The sequence below is a fragment of the Ruegeria sp. AL7 genome (assembly GCF_056536105.1).
The window spans coordinates 629902-648079 of sequence record NZ_JBQFJF010000002.1; the positions used below are offsets into that span (position 1 = coordinate 629902).

The window sequence follows — 18178 nt, forward strand, 5'->3', positions numbered from 1 at the left end:
GGCGGGCCGGTTCCCGCCGGGCGGCAAACTTAAAGCCACCCTCAGTAAACACACACTGGCAGATCAAAATTGAACCGGTCAGATCACTCCTGCGCTAACTGCATGGTCGCAGCTACCTCAGCACCGTTGCGCAATACGGTCAGCTTTGCCTCTGGCTGACTGTCGGAAACCAGCGCAGCCAGCATGCCATCAAGGCTTTCGGACGTATTCAATGTCATGTTGGTCTGGCTTTCGCTCAACAGAACATCGCCTTTTTGCAAGCTGCCTGTCGCCTCGGCTGGAACCGAGCTTACTTTTGTTTGCCACCCTTCACCTCCCGAGCTGCTGACTGTGAACGAGTAACCGTTCTCCAATCCGACCGAGCGCAGCACAGGCAGTGCCAGCAGGCCATTCTGCGCGCGGGTCTTTCCAAGCGGCCGGTAGCGGGCTGCAACCCGTGTAAAGCCGTCTGGGTCGACGCTTAGCTTGTCCAGGACTTGCGCCGCGAAAGAGACGTCCTGACGAACCGGGTTGCCGTTCAGAGTAAAGATCACAACTCCGGGTTCCACCCATTCGCCGATAACGCTCATGTCCTGTTTGGCGTCCACACCGGTTACCGCAATTGTTGCACCTGTTGCGGTCCGGCGGCGGGACGTCTGGAAGGGGATTTCAACATCCCAATGGTGGAAAGATACCTGTTGTTCGACCGGAGTGCCGGAAGCGGCTACGGTTTTGGGTTCGTCCACAACGGCCACAACCTCTTGTTCTGCAGGTTGTTCCTGGGCACCGGCAGTCTCGGTAGCTTCGGACGCTGTTTCTGAAGCGGTTGGTTCCGCAGGTTCAACTTGCGCCTGCTCGACAGGCTCTTCTGGTTCAGGTTGTTGCTCTGAAGCGACCGTGACGTCGGGTTCAGGTGTTTCGGCCACGGGTTCTTCCACCGCGGGCGGGTCTGCTTCGGCAGTTTGTGTGGTTGCTTCAGGCAGCGTCGTCGTAACCTCAGCTTGTTCTTCACCTTTGTCGCCGGACATCACGAAGAAACCGCCTGCAGCCAACGCTGCCACAAGCACTGCTGCACCAGCGATCATCTTGCCGCTGCCACCGGATCCGCTCTGAACCACGGTATCAACTGCGACCGGTGTTTCCGCTTTTGCAGAAATCTTTGCCATCTCGGGTTCATTCTTTTTTTCGGTTTCGCGAACAATGTCCGAGTTCCCGGCAAGCAGAGCCGTCACAACCGCTTCGGCATTTTCACTTTCGGCCTTGATCCGCGCCTTTTCTTCTTCCTTGTCCTTACGATCCATGCCGACAATCACGGAAACCGGGCGATAGGCGAATGTATCAAACATCACGCCAGGGCCGCGGAACATGCGCAGCCAATCCAGGGCTGTCTGCAACCGGTCCGTTGCGTGTACTTCCATTGCCTTGTCGATTGCTTCGAGGAATCCGTTGGGGTATCCGTCAAAGCGGCCTGCCAATGGGGTATAAGGGTCGTCTTGCCCGTTGTTGAATGCATTCAGGCGGCTCTGGCCGTCTACCGGGCGTTCGCCACTGATTGCGTGATACAGAGTCGCGGCCAAGACATAGAGGTCACTGCTGGGCCCTTGTTCGGCACCACGGACGTAAAACTCGTGCGGCGAATATCCGTCTTTTATGACGCGCAGGGTCAACAATGCGGCCGACTTGTTTGCGGCTTGCTCACGCGCGGCACCGAAGTCGATCAGGACCGGGTTTCCGTTTTCGTCAATCAGGATGTTGTCGGGTGAAATGTCACGGTGCAGCATCCCGCTTTGGTGGATGAACGACACCGCGGACAGCATCTTTTCCGTGACTTGCACGACAAAGTCAGGACCACCGTCGTTTTCCGGATTTTCAACATAGTCCAGCAGGTCGCAACCACGGATCAGATCCATAGCGATATAGGCGGTATCGTTGTCTTCGAACACCTGATGAACGTCGACGATGTTCGGATGCACCAGACGCGCATGATTGCGGGCTTCCTGAATAAACAGGTCGATAATGGCGCGCAAATCATCCTTGTAGGACGGGTCGTTCGGCTCAACCAAGTCCCCGTTGCGACGGCACAACGCACCGGGGAAACATTCCTTGATCACGACATCACGCTCCAGGCTGTCGCGTGCTAAATAGGTGATCCCAAATCCGCCGTTGCTGAGATATCGGAGGATCTCATACTGCCCGCGCAACAGCTTTGCGCCCGGTTGCAGTCCTTCAATTTTTGGTTCGTCGTGCGTTGCACCGACAGCCTGGTTGTGGCTCATTTTAATCCGCCCGTTCTACTCATTTTGCGGCTTAATTAAACAGGGCCGGCAGCCCACGAACTCACAACCAAAAACAACCGCAGGACACTTGAGAACGGTTAGACGTTTCAAATTTGACTTTAATGGGGCCGCCTGATGGCTTCACTAAGGATCGTTTTTTTGATTATGGCATATATGGCGTTAGTTCGAAGCAATAGCACAATATATTGATTAACGGGGTGGAATAAATGAAAACTGACGACCCCAAATCGGTCTCTTGGTCTACGAATTCGAAACAATAAAGTGCCGATTCTTCGGCCCTTCGAATCGCTGAACAGCGCTTCAATCCTGATGGAATGTGCTAGGTACCGGTTTTGGATTGTGCTGCGGCAACGGTACTGCCAGCCCAGGCAAGGTTGTCACCAAGCTGTACAAGTATGCTGATTGCGTCTTTCAAAGGCGCATCTCCGCTTTCAAACTGAAGCAACAACAACAAGTCAGTCGCTTTTTCGAACTCGGCCGGAATCCAGTCAGCATCCGGATCGATCTCGCCACCTTGGTCCAGCCGTTCCGCGAAATCTTCGACGATTTCCTGGCAGCTTTGCAAAAACGCTGCGGGTTCAATGGCGGCGGTGTCACGCAGATCTTCATAAATGCTGGCAATGGCAGCCAACCAGTCTTCAAGAATTGGGTTGTTCAGTGGCGGAAGGGCAGACCCCAGCGTTGACTGCATTGACGCAGCATCGTTGACGGAAGGTTCCGGCTCTGGCCCATTCAATGTTTCCAGGAATGGCAGAAACTCGTGCTTCAGATCCTTCCGGGCAGCGTCAAGGTCACTGCGCCGCCGGTCAGACGCCGCATCAAGGACCTTTTCCGCGAGTTCCTGGCCGCCACAGTTTTCCCAAAGATCAAAATCTGGTTCCGGCTCTTGTGCCATGGCGCGCACCGCGACGGGCGTGCCAATTGGGACCACAGCGCGAAACAGTCCTTCTTTTTCTTTGTTCAATCGAGCCAGTACCCGATCCAGAGCGGCCTGCACCGGGGGCAAATCAGCATGTGTAACTGCCAGCAGGCTGTTGGCTCTTAGCTCGGGCGGCACCTGCGCCCACAAATGCCGTTCTGTTTCACGCCATGCGCTTGTGCCGTTGGTACACCAGATGGCACAGTCGACGAATTTCAGCAGGTCCAGTGTCTGTTTGTATGTATCATCCAATGCGCCGGAGCCGGGAAGATCGAACAGTGATATCTCTTTGAGAGCAGGTGTGTTCAATCCAACCGAAATAAAGTCAGGCTCATCCGCAGCGGCCTTTTCCAGTGCTATACCAGAATATGTCTTTGGCTCCTTGTTCCACCAGCCGACTGTCGTCTCTGGCGTATCCGCGTAGGCAACGATGACAAGTGGCAGCTTCAGGTGCTGCGGACCGGTTGGAAGAATATCCGCCCCTGCCAGCATGTTTGCAAGGCTTGACTTGCCCGCCCCGAACTCTCCGGCGAAACCGATGTTGACCGCGTTGGAGAGGCGTTCGGCGTGGGCCAGAGCCCGTGCGCGCATATCTTCCAATTTCGGGTCCGACGACAGTTTTTCTGTCGATGTCAGAAAACGCTCCAGCTGGCGCACTTCCTGTTCGGTTCCGGGAAACTCAATCATTCCGCAGCCTCTGCTTGTCGTTCGTCCACGTTGCTTGTTCCAAAGACACTATCCAACTCGTCAGCAATACGGCGCGCCCGTTCGAACGCAGCTTGTGCTTCCGCCTGAGCATTCAACTCACCCGCTCCGGAACGGTGCTCAAGATGGCCTGCCAACAGGGCCAAGTAATGATCCAGAACAGTTTTCAACCGTTCCAGAAGATTTTCACGCGTTGTGTCGATCAGGTCATCGCCAATCAGTTCGAATTCCTGCACGATCATGCGCTCGGCCCGCGCCACAACGCTGTTGCGCGATATCAGACGCGACAACCAGTTTACACGCAGCTCAACGGTAATGCCACGGGTCAAGGCGGTGGTGTCCGGACGGAACCAACGCACTGCACTTGTGTTCATGCGATTGTCGACTGGTTCCTGCCACCCTGGCAGTGCCCGCAAAGCGGCGTTGCATTGCATGTCGATCGCGTAAAGTTCGCTCAACATGCGTTGCCGCACCACTTGCGACGCGCCCTGCACCAACTCGCGCATTTGTTCGCGCAAAGGAGTGAAATTCAATTCGGTCGCGCCGCCTTTGGCAAGCAATGGGGATTGTCCTTCAGGTCCGCGCACCACAACAAAGACGGATTCAGAGACTGTGTCATCCATGACCCCACGCAGGTTTGACAGAACATCGTCCATGTCCTTGACGATGTCTTGCGATTTGTCCGCAATCAATTTGCGCAGATCACCAAGCGTCTTGTCGCTGTCATCCGGGCTGTGCGCCCCCGCGCTGCCTTCGTCTTGCAGCGCACGAAGATGTACCTGTGACCGCTCCAAATCGCCACGCGCGAAGCTGTCGAGATGCTGCCACGCCATCCTCAGCTGTTCGTTTATCGGCCCGTCCGCCAACGCCTGAGTGACATGGCGGCGCAAGTCGGGCAAGCCCGACGCGATCATCGCGGCAAACCGTAGTACAGCCTCGCGGCTGATGGGTCCCGGGCCTTGTTTGATCTCGGCCACGCCGTTCAGGTACTGTTGCATCTGTTCCGGGTGCGCCCGCAACCAAGCCAGAATATGATCGTGGTTCACACCGGTTTCATCGCCGGTCAGTGCATAATGCGCCCATTGTGCGCTTCCCATCAGTACATCGATATTCGACGTGCCTAACGCTTTTTCGAGCCCGTCTACAACATCCAGACGCACCTTTGCCGCATCATCGGCCCCGCCGCCCAATTCATCGACTCGGTTGATGAAGACAACGATCTGTCCAAGTTCCAATGCCTGCATCAGCCTGAACAGTTTCAGGTCCGCACGCGACAACGCCTGATGCGCTGACAGAACCACCACAAAGAAATCGGATTCTTTGAGATACTGACGCGAAATCTCCTCACGGATCAGCAGGGGGTCATTTACTCCGGGCGTATCAGTGACGGTCAGAGGGAACGGGAAATGCCCGATGTCGAAATAGACCTCGGCCTTGCGCGTGATGTCGCTGTAAAGTCCCCGATCACTGCCGGGGTCAACTGTCCCGTCTTCTGCGGGGTCGTCCCCGGCGCACACGTAACGCGCCAGATCATCGGAAGTCAGTTGATCCAGATCGTGGTGTTGACCCAACAGCTGTTCATAACTGTCCCCCAGTCGCCGACGCGCCCGGGTCTTCATGGCTTCGACCTGCTCTTCGATCATCTCGCGCTTGTAGCTGTCCTCGTCATCCGGGAACATGTTGCGCAACTCTTCGCCTTCGGCGATCAGTGATTGCCACTGGTAGTTGTCGAAGAAATGGAATTCGGCCCCTTCGGTTCGACCGTTCGGGTGCCCGAAATGCATGTCGGTGATCACGGTTGTCCAGGGGTTCACGTCCGACGGCAGGTATTCTGCCTGACCGGTGAAGCCGTTGATCAAGCGCGACTTTCCTGCCTTGATCTGCCCGACAAAGGCAACTGACGGTTTCAGTTTTCCCAGATCACCAATGATGCGCGATATGAACTGACGTGTTTCGTCATTGCTCGTCCCGTTCATGTCTTCTGCGATGCGAATAAGCTCGCGGCGATGTGTTTCACTCATTACTCTTTACCCTGACTACAAAAAAACAACGCATTGAATTAGTCGAAAATTTGAATGCTTTGGGGGCGGTCATTCCTCAGCCTCCTCCAAAGATTTCCAAAGATTGATTACCGCACCAAGTTTGCGGGCATCATGAATGGCCACAGCAATCTGTTCGTTGTCGCTCAGAACCGCCATGCCCGCACCCTTACCACCCGATGGCCGCATGACGATCAGATGTGGGCCTTCGAATTCGCCCCGGGTGTCATTGTTCCAACCAGCAAGATCCGAAACAAAACGTGTCAAAATCTCTTGATTGGGGTGCATCCCCTCGGAAGGGTTGCAGGTTCCTTCGCAAGCCAGTGCAGTGTTTTCCATACTGTCCACTAGAACACGACCTGTGGCAAAGCGTGCAGCTCCGTCAAAAAACTGTTGCGCCAACGAATTGCCCGACCCTGCTGTCGGGGCAGGGCTGTTGTCTGAAGGTTTTTCAACGTCCGGAACAACAGACACGATGGGCTCAGAGGAAAGCTCAATTCCGGCGCAGGCGTTCTCGATCTCACTCAGCGTAATACCAACATCATCAGCCTCCAGCGTCGAGGCTGGCTTTCCAGGCATCAGTTCCAGTGGGGCAGGGGCGGCTGAAATATCAGAAATCAGTTGGGCCAGTTTGCCGACCAGCGCGGTACGTGATTCCGTTTCGAAATCTGGGATCTGCCCGGACGGCACCTGAAACACATCCGTGATCCGGGAACTGTTTACTTCGATTTTCAGGCAGCTTCCGTTGGCCGCGGTCAGCTCGAGTCGTCTGGGCAATATCGTTCCGCGAATGAAACGCAATACAGCCGCCCGACGGGCTGCAGCAGTTTCACCGGGGACAATCACCGTCGGAGACAGGCGGGCAACCGAAGACCGCCCGATATCTTCGAGCATGTCGAGAATGTCTGTGTCCATCATACCGTGACCCCCTCTGGTCCCGTTCAGACTGCGGCCGCAACCGGCTTGAGGCTGAGATGCGATTTCGTGAGTGCCAGTCCCACATTCGCGCTGTTGCGGCAGATATAGCAGACCACATGATCAGGATATTCCTGGGTCCGCAAAAAGATGTTCAATCGGTCTTTTGAAAACACCGCGATTTCCCCGAACCCGGCGTTTTCCTCATCAGTGTTTCCGGCCTCGTGCAAGAGCGCTTCAAATGCAGCGACACCCCGCCCCTGAAACAGATTGGCCACTGCGATTGCCAAAGTGTCCAGCGCTTCAGCGCAATCGGAATCAGAGACACTGCTGCCCAAAAGCATGCCGGTCTCCATGTCGATATACCCGGCTGCGATGCAGTCGGGTATTGTTTCAATCGCGGTGTTCAATGCATCCTGAATGGACATTTAACTCTTTATCGTCCTTTTTCTCAGCGCCTTGATTAAGGCATCCTTACAAAACATGCCACTCTGCACTGCTGTTTTCTTTTGACTTTGGAATGGCTTGCAGGGCGTGTTTGGAATGTTTCGCACTATATTCAACTGCGATCTGGTCAAATTCGGCAAGAAAGGCCTTGAATACGTTCTGAAGCCCGTCTGCGTCCTTTGGCAGGTCCTCCTTGATTGTAATTTCCCGCCACATATCCGACGCGCTAAGCGGCGACCCGGCTGCGGATTCTGGAAGATCGATGTGCGCATCGTGGCGGATATCGCGGGCGTCTTCCTCGACTGAGGCTACGACTTCTATCAAGCCGTTTGTCTCAGGCTCAGGTTCGTAATCCTCGGCGTTGTTCTCGGGCTGAGCGGCCATCAGAGCCGCAATGGAGGATACCGAGACTTCGATACCCCGATCATCACGCGATTCAACTTCCGGCGTGAAAATTTCGACTTCGTCCGCTTCGTCCGAGGCTTCACGCAACGTCGTGTTCAACGAGGTCAGGACGTCATCAACGGATTTGTCGCCCGTTTCAGCATCTGGAGCGTCATCCAACAGATCGTCAGAGTCATCTGTATCGCCGATTTCACCGGACAGGTCGAATTCATCTACATCTTCTTCCAGACCAGCGACATTCTTCAATTCCAGTGGATCGTTCGAGGTGTCTTTGAAGAAGGCGCGCAATTCGTCGCTGGTATCAGCGTTCTCGGACATCTGCTCCGGGTCTGATACCATTTCGGCACGCAGCCGTTCAGCTTCATCCGGGTTGATCCGAACTCGTTCGCCCTCATCAGGGCGCCGCTCCACGCGGGCTGGCCGAATGGGGAAACTTGTCACGACATTAAGATCGTTGTTTTCAGTTCGCTGTTCGTCTTCCAACGGGTTGACCAGTCGCAAAGGTGCAGCTTCGATGTCGCTGGTCAGTGCTTCTCGTTCGTCTGGTTTGCGGGCAGGGCGCAGCGGTTGAACCTTGAATGCGCCCGTCTGGCTTTTGTCGATCTGGTACCGTGCCAGCTGATCGGCGCGGTTGTCCATGATCTGTTCTGTGATTTCCAGAAAACTGTCAATCATCTTACCGCCGCCGCTGCGCGACCACATTTCAGCGTCCCCAGTCTTGTCGCGGGCATTGATCGCATCCCGGGCAGAAAACAAGATGGACCGGTTGAACAGATGCCCGGCTTCGCGGTTGACACGACGCAGAACCTTTTGGCGGTCCTTAAGGTTTAGTGCATCCGCCCGCGTCACCAACAACAGAGAGTTGTGTTGCAAGCGGTCCGGCAGCGAAACCCACGTTGCACGTTCGGTTTCGCGCCAGGCTTGCGTCGCATGGGTGCACCATATGACACCATTTGCCTGACCGACTGCCCGCTGCCAGACATCTGTCGAGATCTTGGGGTCCGAGATGCCGGGGGTGTCGATCAGATCGACGGCTTCCAGAATATCTGCTTCAAGAAAGATACGAATGAACTGCGCGTCATTGACGCCAACAGTCTCAAGCTGATCCAGCTCGATTGGCTCAACGCTTCCGTCATGGCGTTTGATGTACGGTGTTTCACTGCCCCAGCTAAACCAGACCGGTGGTAGCTGGGTCGCGGTGACCTGCGTTGGCAATGTATGCGTTCGCAGTAAAAAGTTCATCAGTGTGGATTTGCCAGCGCTGAATTCACCCATCAAAGCGAAAACCGGTTTGCGGCGGGACCACTGCTCGATACGTTCCCATGCTTTCGGTGAAACAAAGCGTGTTTGTGAGTTGTTTGCCATTTTTCTACTTATGCCGCTTCGTTGCTTAGGTCTTTCAGGATGTCACCCAGAATTTCGTCTCGCGATTTCTGAGGTTGCAGGCCCGCCATCGCTGCCGAGGCCTGCCCGATATTTTTGTCCGCTGATGATGAGATACTCAGCAACGTCTCCTTCTGCTCCCGCATGAAGTCCGCCAGAATTGCGCGGACGTTTTCCAACACTGCCGCAATCTGGTTTTCCTCGATATCCTTGGTGATCGAATTCGCTTCGGACGCGATCAGGCGAGTGTAATCGGCAGCGTATGCTTCAAAGCCTTTGCGCTTTTGCCACCAGCGTCGCCACCAAGTACTTTGCAAGTCCAGAGCAATCGTCCGGCCAATCCCCAATGGTGGTGGAACGCGCGGCACGATCGGTGCTTCGATGTTGAATTCGCCCAGATGGTTGCCAAGTATCTTGTGATACAGCGCTTCGACATCCGCGGCCGCAGTTGAATAGAGCGCTCCAGCATCTTTACGCATTGCGCGGGCAAAGCTGAAATAGGCGGCTTTTTGCAGCGTCCTCAAGCCAGCAGGGTCGTATTGCCAAGTGCCTTGCTCACCATTTTTCTCAAGATGCGCGATCAGAGAGTCTGTCGCACGCTTCACGAAATTTGTCTCGGCCGAGTTTAGACGCTCCAATACTTTGTCGCGCAAAGCGTTGGTCAGTTCGGCTGCTTTCTTTTCATACTCCGCCGAGACTGTTGCAATCGCATCTTCCGGAGATACACCGTCAAGATCACGCGCGACGCCTTCACCCTCTGACAGAGTCTTTGCTACAGCGGTGGCACGAATTTGGCTGGCAATGTTGCGGGCGCGATGGCGAACCCGGTCCATCAGCCGCGCTCCGGCACCTTCTGCAATACGCTCGTTTATCGCCAACAGCAGATCAGGCAAACCGGACAATGCCCAGATTTTATCCAGCGAAGGGGCTTGATCACCGAACCCGGCGGCGAGGTAAAAAGTATTGAGTGCTTCGCGGGATTCTTCGTTCAGAATCTCGGGATTCCCGGTCAGCGCCGCCTCAGCCCATAAGGCACTGCCGAACACGACACTTGTCTTTTCGTCGATGTTGTTCTGTTTCAAAGTGTCCTGAATCCGGTCGCGGATTTCGGGGACTTGATTGACCGGGTCTGACAGCTCGTCAATCCGGTTCACAAACAGGACAATCTGGCGGTTCTCAAATTGGGCGATGATCCGCATCAAGGCCATGTCCATGGTGGTCAGGGCTTGGCTTGCGGCAAGCACCACAACACAGACTTCGGACCCGCGCAGGCTGCGCAGGGTAATCTGTTCACGCACCATGAAGGTATCGTTGACACCCGGCGTATCACAAAGCTTCAGCGCAATCGGGTACTGAGGGATATCCATGTACAACTCGGCCGACTTGGTCACATCTGCGAACCGGCCTGTTTTTGGATTGATATCCGGGTCGTCTTCATCGCCCAGGCAGACATATCTTTGGATCAGTTCTTCATCGAAGTGATCGTATTGGTGGCTTTGGCCAAGTATCAGGTCGAAGTGCTTTCCAAGACGCTCTTCCGACTTTGTTTTCATCTCGCCGATCTGACGGCGAATGTCCTCCATCTCGTCATCTGCACCGGCACGGTTGGCCAACTCGCCCAACCGGCCACCCCCGACCATCAGGTTGTCCCATTCTTCCTGCTCAAAGAAGGTGAACTTGGCCTTGGTGTCGCCCGGTGGACGCGTGTTGATGTTCAGAGTTGTGACGACCGACGTCCACGGGTTCACATCCGACGGAAGCAAAGATGGGCGCCCCGCAAGAATGTTTACAATCGATGATTTGCCCGCTTTTACCTGACCGACCATAGTGATGCTGGCGGTGAAGTTTTCCATCCGGGTCTTGAGTGTTGCCAGACGTGCCGAGGAGCGCGCATCAGCCACCTCAGTCAATTGATCAATCTGCGCCGTCAGTGATGACATTGCAGAGGTCATCGGCGCCAGAGCTTCGTTGCCGACAGACAACAGGTGATCATTGCGCGCCATGCTTAACCTCCGGTTCCCGTAGCTGCGATGCGGGGTTCATGCGAAGGACGTCCTGTTGGAATTCCTGTCAGCGTGTCGATACGTGCGATCAGGTCCAAAGCGTTGCCCAGAATGTCAGCCTCGGCGCGCGGGCTGATGGTTTCGTATGCCTTGGCGTCAGCTAGCACTTCGATCGAGCTGAAGCGATCGCCGTTTTCAAGGCACGCAACGCGGCGTCCGGTCGGGAACCCCTCGGATTTGACCGCGGGCAATGGCATACGCGCATTGGCCAGCAGGTAGTGGTCTCCGGAATGGGTTCGGAGCGATATCCCAAAGCCCGTGTTCGGGTGGTCCCGGTTCAGGATCTTGAGTTCGCCAAGAAAGCTTTCGCGAGCAAAGAAGACAGCCTCTTGCTCGGCAGTAGCGGAGGGATTCAGATCGGTCACAGCAGTAAACCTTGTACTGGAGTTGAGCAGGAAACTCGTACCGGCGCCAAAGTGGCAAAAAAGACTCATTAACTCCTGCTAAACAACAAGACCCTTCAAGGCGGTCTTATTTTGACGTGAATAAGATTTTTTGGCGTTTGAAATGTGGCAGCTTTGTGGTGGAGTTCTCTTGAGAATGCCTCAACCTGCGCGGGAATGCCTATGACGCAAGAGCCATTCCGCACCTACTGTATGAAACCGAGCGGAGACCGGCGGAACACAATTGCCTGAACCTGACGGTGCGGGTTATTCAATAATCTGTGTGGCCCTGAAGGGCACTTTAGTCGGATAAGTTATTCTTGTTGTTTCAGAAACCTGAAGTTGCTCTCTGAGTTGGAAAGGGTCGCAGATGCGTTTTCTGGGGTGTCGTGGCGAGTAATCCCGCGCCTCCTCCCATGGATTCAACTATGAACGCGCAAGGGCAATGAAGTAGGATTTCCATGTTCGCCATTGGTGATCTGACAACAAGCTGTCGGCTTTTTCTAGGACTTTGGTCAACGTAAGAGCGATATTTCGCAGGCTAGCTGGGTCAATTTTTAACTTCGGCACGAATGAAGAGCTCTTCCTAAATAGCGTGGACATTGTCCCGCAGGATATCGGGTTTCACGGCCACTGATGTTCCCATCAACTTTCCACTGACGAGCCTCTTGGGGCTATACATTTTCATAAGATAGCGTGGTTGCCCCATATCTCATCAGAGGATCTACAAACTTGGCGATAAATGTATTTTACCCCTCGCGCTCGGAAGCAAGCTTTGTTATTGACCGCTTCAATCCAGCGCTGCGGCGCTGAGTTGCGGGTGTGGCGAAATTGGTAGACGCACCAGATTTAGGTTCTGGCGCCGCAAGGCGTGGGGGTTCAAGTCCCTCCACCCGCACCATATCCCCAAAAAATTCATCTAATTATCAATGCGTTGTGTTTTTGATTCTATTTACAGCCCACCCCTTGGCCCACCTTTTGAAAATACCATTCTCAACTTCCTTGTTTGCTATCCGAAAAATCGGCGCGAGTGCCAACTGTGGTATACGAAATTGGTTTTCTCGAAGCCTTGCGACACTTCCACCTCAGAATTGGCAGGCCTTAACTGACTGAAAAGTAATCTGATTCACGGGGTTCGATACCTCAAGCTAAAGGACTTTCCTTTAATTCTCACTTTCGTCCGAAACCTAAGCATTCTGAAAAAATGTAGGTGGTGCTATATTGAGCATCCAAAATCAGAGCTTTACTTTAACCGCTACAATTTCTCCCACACCGATTAATCACTTGAGTCGCTACAGTGATCGAGTTGCACAACAAAGGGGTCGGGTTGCGGGCATAAGGAGCGTTGGCTGCAGCAAAAAAGTAGGCAGCTGGCACATTACAGCTAAAGGTCACAATAAGGAGATGAGGTTTTTCGGTGAATACCCAATTCCCAGAGAAATCGCTGGTCGCTACAACCCAATCCATGCAATGCTATTCAGGTGAAAAACCCAGCTAATACAAACGTTCAGGTGCTAAAATGTTAAAGCGGATGTGGGCGATGATCACCTGGAAACCATCGCGTGAGCATCCGCAAGATTTCTATTGCCTGACACCCTATCTGAACAGCCTAGACCCGATTGAAAATCCCCGCACCCGGATCCGTGACGGACAAAAGGAACGCGAAGCTGGTCGAGACAGAAGGACCGGCAAAACAATCTGGTTGCCGCTTTCTGATTAAGCGTCCTTCGTGCAGCAAACACAGCGACCGTGATTTGCGTAACACAAGCGGATGGAGTGCTCTTTATCAATTTCTTTTTCTTGTTCTTTGTCTATGTCTTGATGGAAGTACGTTCGCTTCGCGTTCGTAGAAACCGCACATTGATTTCATTACAAAAACTCAAATCCTTTCGGTTTTAACGATCACTGATTGCTACTGAAACCGGTGCGTTTTTTCCAACCTTGTATTCATCCGGAAGTTCCAATGGCCCTAACCGGCCATTAACCGTCGGCAACTGGTGCTGTGACGCGGCCCGCCGAACCTGCCGTTCGCTGCAAGCGCAAATTCATCGGCTGGCTGAATTCACACAATGCGGGACGAAGCGGACATTGCCAAATTAACACGGAATTGCACTACTGTGGCCAAAACAGAGCGAGGGACTCCGTGGGCAACTGGACACTTCATTGGCTGGAAGCAGAGGGGGATCTGTCTGCGTGGAAATCACGGATTTCCGCCGAGATAGAAGCCGCCGCTGATGCGGTCCGAACCATCGTGGAATCGCCACCCATAGATGTCTTGGTCGCATTTCGCCGCGATGGCCCTGTAATCCCAGAGCTCGGTATGTGTGGGTTTGCCTATTCTCCGTCAATGTTTCTGCTGGCCTGCGATCCCAAAAACCCGAACTTCAGCGACAGTGTCGGGGACGGCGCACTTCGACGCCAGGTTGTTCACGAAGTTCATCATTGCCTGAGAAAATCTGGGCCTGGATATGGGCGAACGCTAGGCGAAGCAATTGTGAGCGAAGGTCTTGCCGGACGATTTGTTGAGCGCGTGCTGGGCACACCCCCGGAGCTTTGGGAGAGCGCGGTGGATGCCACAGAGCTCTCACAGTATTTTCCGGATGCAGACCTGCTCTGGTCGACCGACTATGACCACCCTGAGTGGTTTTTTGGTACAAAATCCCTCCCCCGTTGGCTCGGATACGCTATGGGGTATGAGATTGTCGGTCGCTGGCTGCGGAAGACTACAAAACCGGACGCCAGTACCTGGATAAACACAGAGGCCGCGAGAATTATCCGGGCGGCTGGCTTTGCCGAGATTTGACCGCTTTGGGCTCAGCGCTGCCATTTTCTGCGATGAGCATGATTGACCGCTCGCAGCCCTAAGCGGCCCTTCAAATCCGAGCTTTGCAGTTACTGAAATGCGCGATCAAGCTGCCGGTTTTCCCAGCGCAACTTGGTTCCGGCACCGCTAATCTGGCAACCCTGCCCGGCGAAGCGCTTCAAAGTAACGTTCAGCGCCTTCTGAACCGCCATAGTCCACGTTGCTACGCCATTTCGAGATCGTTTCATCAGGTTCCATTTGCAGCATTTGCGCCAACGCCGCAGACGCCTTTTCAGGTTCCCCAAGCATAGCGTGAGCAGCGGCTCTCGTGCTGTGAAGTGCGGCATAGTTCTTTGAAAAGCGCAAACCTGCCTCAGCATAGGCGATAGCATCATGGTCTCGACCAAGCATTACGCAAGAGGTGGCGGCCCCTCCGGAAGCACCCACGAAAACGGCCCCATATCGGCCCAACCGGAGCGCCGTCTGAAAGCAGCTTAGTGCCATTTTAGGAAACCCGGCCCAGTTGTATCCCCAACCCATGAACAAATGCAGGCGGGCATCTAGTGGCGCTCGTTGCCGGATTTGCTCCAGCGCCACGGAAAGTCGATCCGCGTCCCCGTCGACATTGTAGTCAGCCACTGCAACACTCAGATCAAGCGTTGGGCTTTGACCCGCCATGTGTCGTCCGGCCTCGATCCAGTGTGGCAGCTTCTCGTAGTTGGATGACAGATCGCGTCGAAGATCATAGGTTCTCGCACCATTCATTGTCCAAATAGCTTCGGCATAAGCGGCGGCGAGGGTTGGTTTGGCCTCGATGGCCCTGGCGTGGTACGACAACGTCTCTTTATAGCTGTCGATGCTGGCCTCCGACCATGTGATCATGCCCATCAAGACGCACTGTTCGGCAGTCAGCTCGTCTTCAGGTAAAGCAGAGAGCTTTGCGGTCAGCGACTGGATCAAGATCCCGCTAACGGCATCCAACAGCTTTTCTACAACCTCGTCTTGCCAATCAAAGATAGCTTCGACCGAACCGTCGAACTTCTGAGTCCAGATTTCAGAACCAGAAGAGTCATTTAAGCGTGCTTCCAGACGCAATCGGTCGCCGTGTCCACGCAGCACGCCGCGAAGTGCATATCCCTCTGATGCTTCCGTGGAGGTTATTGCCGCGTTTAACCAGTTGATCGTCCGAAAATAAGAACCGAAATCTGAAGTGAGAGCTGCGGCCATTTCCTTGAGCTCAGCGCGTTGGTCGCTGCACGTGACAGGATGGATGGATAGCTTTGGCAAGCTCGTCTCTGTAAAAGAAGGCGAACTTTGCGGTGCACTCAGTTGTGGTCCATCGTGAATCCACACATCCAGGCTGCGTTGGATGTTCTTGAGCCTCTTCTTCCCAACTGCTTTGAAAGCGTCTGCCAGATTGTGTTCAAGGTTCAGATGTACGGGTTCAGAAATTGCGATACCACCGGTTGGCGCAATGCTCTCAAGCCGTGCGGCAATGTTCACACCGTCACCCAGGATGTCATCACCTTTTTCTGTGATGTCACCCACATGAACACCGATCCGCATGTTTATTAACGAGTATTCAGCCAACTGCTCTTGTAGCTGCATTGCTGCGGTTACAGCTTGCGCCGCGCTGTCAAATTGCACCAGCCAACCATCGCCCATGCTCTTCACGACACGACCTGATTGGCCGGCTATCGTTGGGGTGACGATGTCGCTTTCCAGGTGATCAAGCATTAGAATTGTGGCTTGCTCATCTTTGTGCATAAGCGCCGAATACCCAACGACATCCGCGGCTAGAATTGCCGCCAACCTTCGTTGCAACTGTTGTCCCTTGTTCGACATGCGTTCGACGATAGATGATGCGGCCCTCTACTCCAACTGCCTGAATGCGAGGTTCGCTCGGGGCTCTTTACTGATGCTCTCCGCCCTTGGCATCAGCGTCAGTTCGCGGTCCAATGCGGGGATAACCATCACTTGTAGATTGCCGCATAGCGAGGTGCGAAGAACTTGACGAAGGCTCTGACCTCGGGCCGGCGATAAGCTTCCGGCGAAATGAGCATCAGGTGCGGCACCGCAAGTTCGGGGATTTCGTCGAAGCACCGGATAAAGGAGTCGTCTGTTTCAACCAGTTTCACATTGCTGATCCCAAGGCCTTGGCCTGATCTGATCGCTGCATGCATCAGCTCGAGTTCAGTGAAAGACATAGCGATCTGGTCCGGTGCCACATGATTGGTCAACCATTCGTGGAATACATTCGGAACATCGTCCCGCTGAAAGGTAACAAACCGATGCCCGGCCAGATCATCGGTTGACTCCGGCAAGCCAAATTTGTCCGCGTAATTTCTGCTGCCGAACAAAGACCAGCGGGCCGTGCTGATCTTACGACAGATCAGGTCAGGATCGGGATCGGTTCGAGCCAGGCGCAACGCGATATCAGCCTCACCGGCCATCAGGTCCAGCGCCCGAACGCTGGACAAGAACTCGAATGCGACATCCTGATTGTCGGCAGAGAACTCGTTTACGATCTCAATCATGCGTGCAGAGAAGTTTGCTGAATAAGCTGTAATCCGGATGGGCTGTGTCGACGTCAATTCCTTCGCGCAATCGGCAAATTCGCGGACTGAAGCCTCGATTGCTTCGGCGAGAGGAACGAGGCGAAGGGCTTCTGGGGTTGGTTTGAACCCGTGCGTACCGCGCTCAAAAAGCGTTAAGCCTGTTTCTCTTTCGAGAACATCAATGCGTCGGGCAACCGTTGGTTGGGAGACCTTTAGCTTTCTAGAGGCCGCAAGCGTCGACCCTTCTCTGAAGACGGAGAGGAACACACGAATATCCGACCAATTTCGGAACCCATTCTTCATTTTTGTAGAACAGCACAATCTTGTGCCGGATACCAGAAAAACAGGTGAACAGTTACCTTTGTTGCGACAGCGCAAGTAACTCGGAAAGGAACATGAGATGGCTTCCCATACAATGTCACCCAGCATCTGGACCGTATTTGGTGGACTGTTCGGTTGGACCAAAAGAGCCTGCCCCGAAACCCGTAAGCCGCAGCCTACAGCCAACGATCTTCACGCGGAACGCGACTATATTAATGACGTGATCTGGAGTAATCCCGCTGCGTTTTCGAGTGAACTGGACGTGCAGAACATGATGAGTCTGTATCCAGGAAGGTTCTGACGACACTTGGTGACAATCGGCCAAATAAGGCAACGAGATCACATCCAAGGCAGTTGCGAGCTGTAAGTGACAGCTACGTAACCGCGTAGTGGCCTTCTCAGCTATGCGTCGTCGGCTATGATTGCATCGACTTCGATCTCGACCAACCATTCAGGGTTCACAAACCGATTGATCGCCATAATTGTGTCGACGGGTCGTGCATCGACGCAATACTTCTTCCTTGCCTCGATGGCTTCTTTCCAATTGTCGATATCTGTCAGTATGACTCGCGTCCGAACAATGTCTTGAATTCCGGAACCTGCCTGTTCGAGAGCCGCCTTGATGATTTCAAAGCACTGGGTTGTTTGGGCAAATACATCTCCGACCCCTACGGTCTTGCCTTCAGCATCGACAGGTGCGGTGCCGCCAACAGATATGTGGGGACCAACCCGAACTGCTCGGCTGAACCCAACGATTTCTTCCATCGGATTTCCATTTGAAACTAGCTGACGCATGGCATGAACCTCCTGTTTGTCCCAAGTATACCCATTTTGGCACGGCTTGTTCTTGGTTCAGGTGATGCTAGGGTTTTTTGGTAGAAAATACTGAGCATTAATGGAGGGTGGTTGGGATGGCTGATCCGTTTCAAGATGTAGATGCTGCGGGTGCGGAGTTCATTTC

At 54.1% G+C, this 18178-nt stretch carries 12 protein-coding genes and 1 tRNA gene; 2 read left to right on the forward strand and 11 right to left on the reverse strand.

All coding sequences use genetic code 11. The annotated features are described in order from the left end of the window. Nucleotides 1-83: 83 nt before the first annotated feature. The 8 genes from ACR3E2_RS20140 to ACR3E2_RS20175 all read right to left on the reverse strand — a co-directional run bounded on the left by ACR3E2_RS20140 (nt 84) and on the right by ACR3E2_RS20175 (nt 11517). A complete protein-coding gene (locus ACR3E2_RS20140; RefSeq protein WP_480483672.1) occupies nt 84-2255 on the reverse strand; it encodes a serine/threonine-protein kinase in 2172 nt (723 codons plus the stop codon). A 340-nt stretch (nt 2256-2595) separates the two neighbouring features. After that, nucleotides 2596-3882 carry a dynamin family protein gene (locus ACR3E2_RS20145; protein WP_480483673.1) on the reverse strand — a complete coding sequence of 429 codons (1287 nt, stop codon included), beginning with the start codon at nt 3880-3882 and terminating at the stop codon, nt 2596-2598. After that, nucleotides 3879-5921 (reverse strand): dynamin family protein, encoded by a 2043-nt coding sequence (locus ACR3E2_RS20150; protein WP_480483674.1) that lies wholly within the window; start codon nt 5919-5921, stop codon nt 3879-3881. Before ACR3E2_RS20150 ends, ACR3E2_RS20145 begins: the two co-directional genes overlap by 4 nt. 69 nt (nt 5922-5990) lie before the next feature. Beyond that, complete coding sequence (locus ACR3E2_RS20155) at nt 5991-6857, reverse strand: hypothetical protein (protein ID WP_480483675.1); 867 nt, start codon at nt 6855-6857, stop codon at nt 5991-5993. 23 nt (nt 6858-6880) lie between these two features. Then, nucleotides 6881-7282: a hypothetical protein gene (locus ACR3E2_RS20160; RefSeq protein ID WP_480483676.1), complete on the reverse strand. Its 402-nt coding sequence runs from the start codon at nt 7280-7282 to the stop codon at nt 6881-6883. Between the two features lie 46 nt (nt 7283-7328). Next, nucleotides 7329-9071: a dynamin family protein gene (locus ACR3E2_RS20165; RefSeq protein WP_480483677.1), complete on the reverse strand. Its 1743-nt coding sequence runs from the start codon at nt 9069-9071 to the stop codon at nt 7329-7331. Between the two features lie 8 nt (nt 9072-9079). Continuing rightward, nucleotides 9080-11092 (reverse strand): dynamin family protein, encoded by a 2013-nt coding sequence (locus tag ACR3E2_RS20170; protein ID WP_480483678.1) that lies wholly within the window; start codon nt 11090-11092, stop codon nt 9080-9082. 2 nt (nt 11093-11094) lie between these two features. Further along, nucleotides 11095-11517 carry a hypothetical protein gene (locus ACR3E2_RS20175; protein WP_209507691.1) on the reverse strand — a complete coding sequence of 141 codons (423 nt, stop codon included), beginning with the start codon at nt 11515-11517 and terminating at the stop codon, nt 11095-11097. A gap of 834 nt (nt 11518-12351) precedes the next feature. On the opposite strand from ACR3E2_RS20175, the gene ACR3E2_RS20180 reads away from it, so the two are divergent. Together ACR3E2_RS20180 and ACR3E2_RS20185 are read left to right on the forward strand one after the other, a co-directional pair. Continuing rightward, nucleotides 12352-12436 (forward strand) — tRNA-Leu (locus tag ACR3E2_RS20180). 1242 nt (nt 12437-13678) lie between these two features. Then, complete coding sequence (locus tag ACR3E2_RS20185) at nt 13679-14338, forward strand: DUF2268 domain-containing putative Zn-dependent protease (RefSeq protein ID WP_480483679.1); 660 nt, start codon at nt 13679-13681, stop codon at nt 14336-14338. Between the two features lie 147 nt (nt 14339-14485). Here ACR3E2_RS20185 and ACR3E2_RS20190 read toward each other — a convergent pair whose 3' ends face one another. The 3 genes from ACR3E2_RS20190 to ACR3E2_RS20200 all read right to left on the reverse strand — a co-directional run bounded on the left by ACR3E2_RS20190 (nt 14486) and on the right by ACR3E2_RS20200 (nt 18012). Next, nucleotides 14486-16183 (reverse strand): adenylate/guanylate cyclase domain-containing protein, encoded by a 1698-nt coding sequence (locus ACR3E2_RS20190; protein WP_480483680.1) that lies wholly within the window; start codon nt 16181-16183, stop codon nt 14486-14488. A 128-nt stretch (nt 16184-16311) separates the two neighbouring features. Further along, complete coding sequence (locus ACR3E2_RS20195) at nt 16312-17325, reverse strand: LysR family transcriptional regulator (RefSeq protein ID WP_480483681.1); 1014 nt, start codon at nt 17323-17325, stop codon at nt 16312-16314. Between the two features lie 294 nt (nt 17326-17619). Continuing rightward, on the reverse strand, nt 17620-18012 hold the full coding sequence (locus tag ACR3E2_RS20200; RefSeq protein WP_480432013.1) for a RidA family protein: 393 nt from the start codon (nt 18010-18012) through the stop codon (nt 17620-17622). Nucleotides 18013-18178 lie beyond the last annotated feature (166 nt).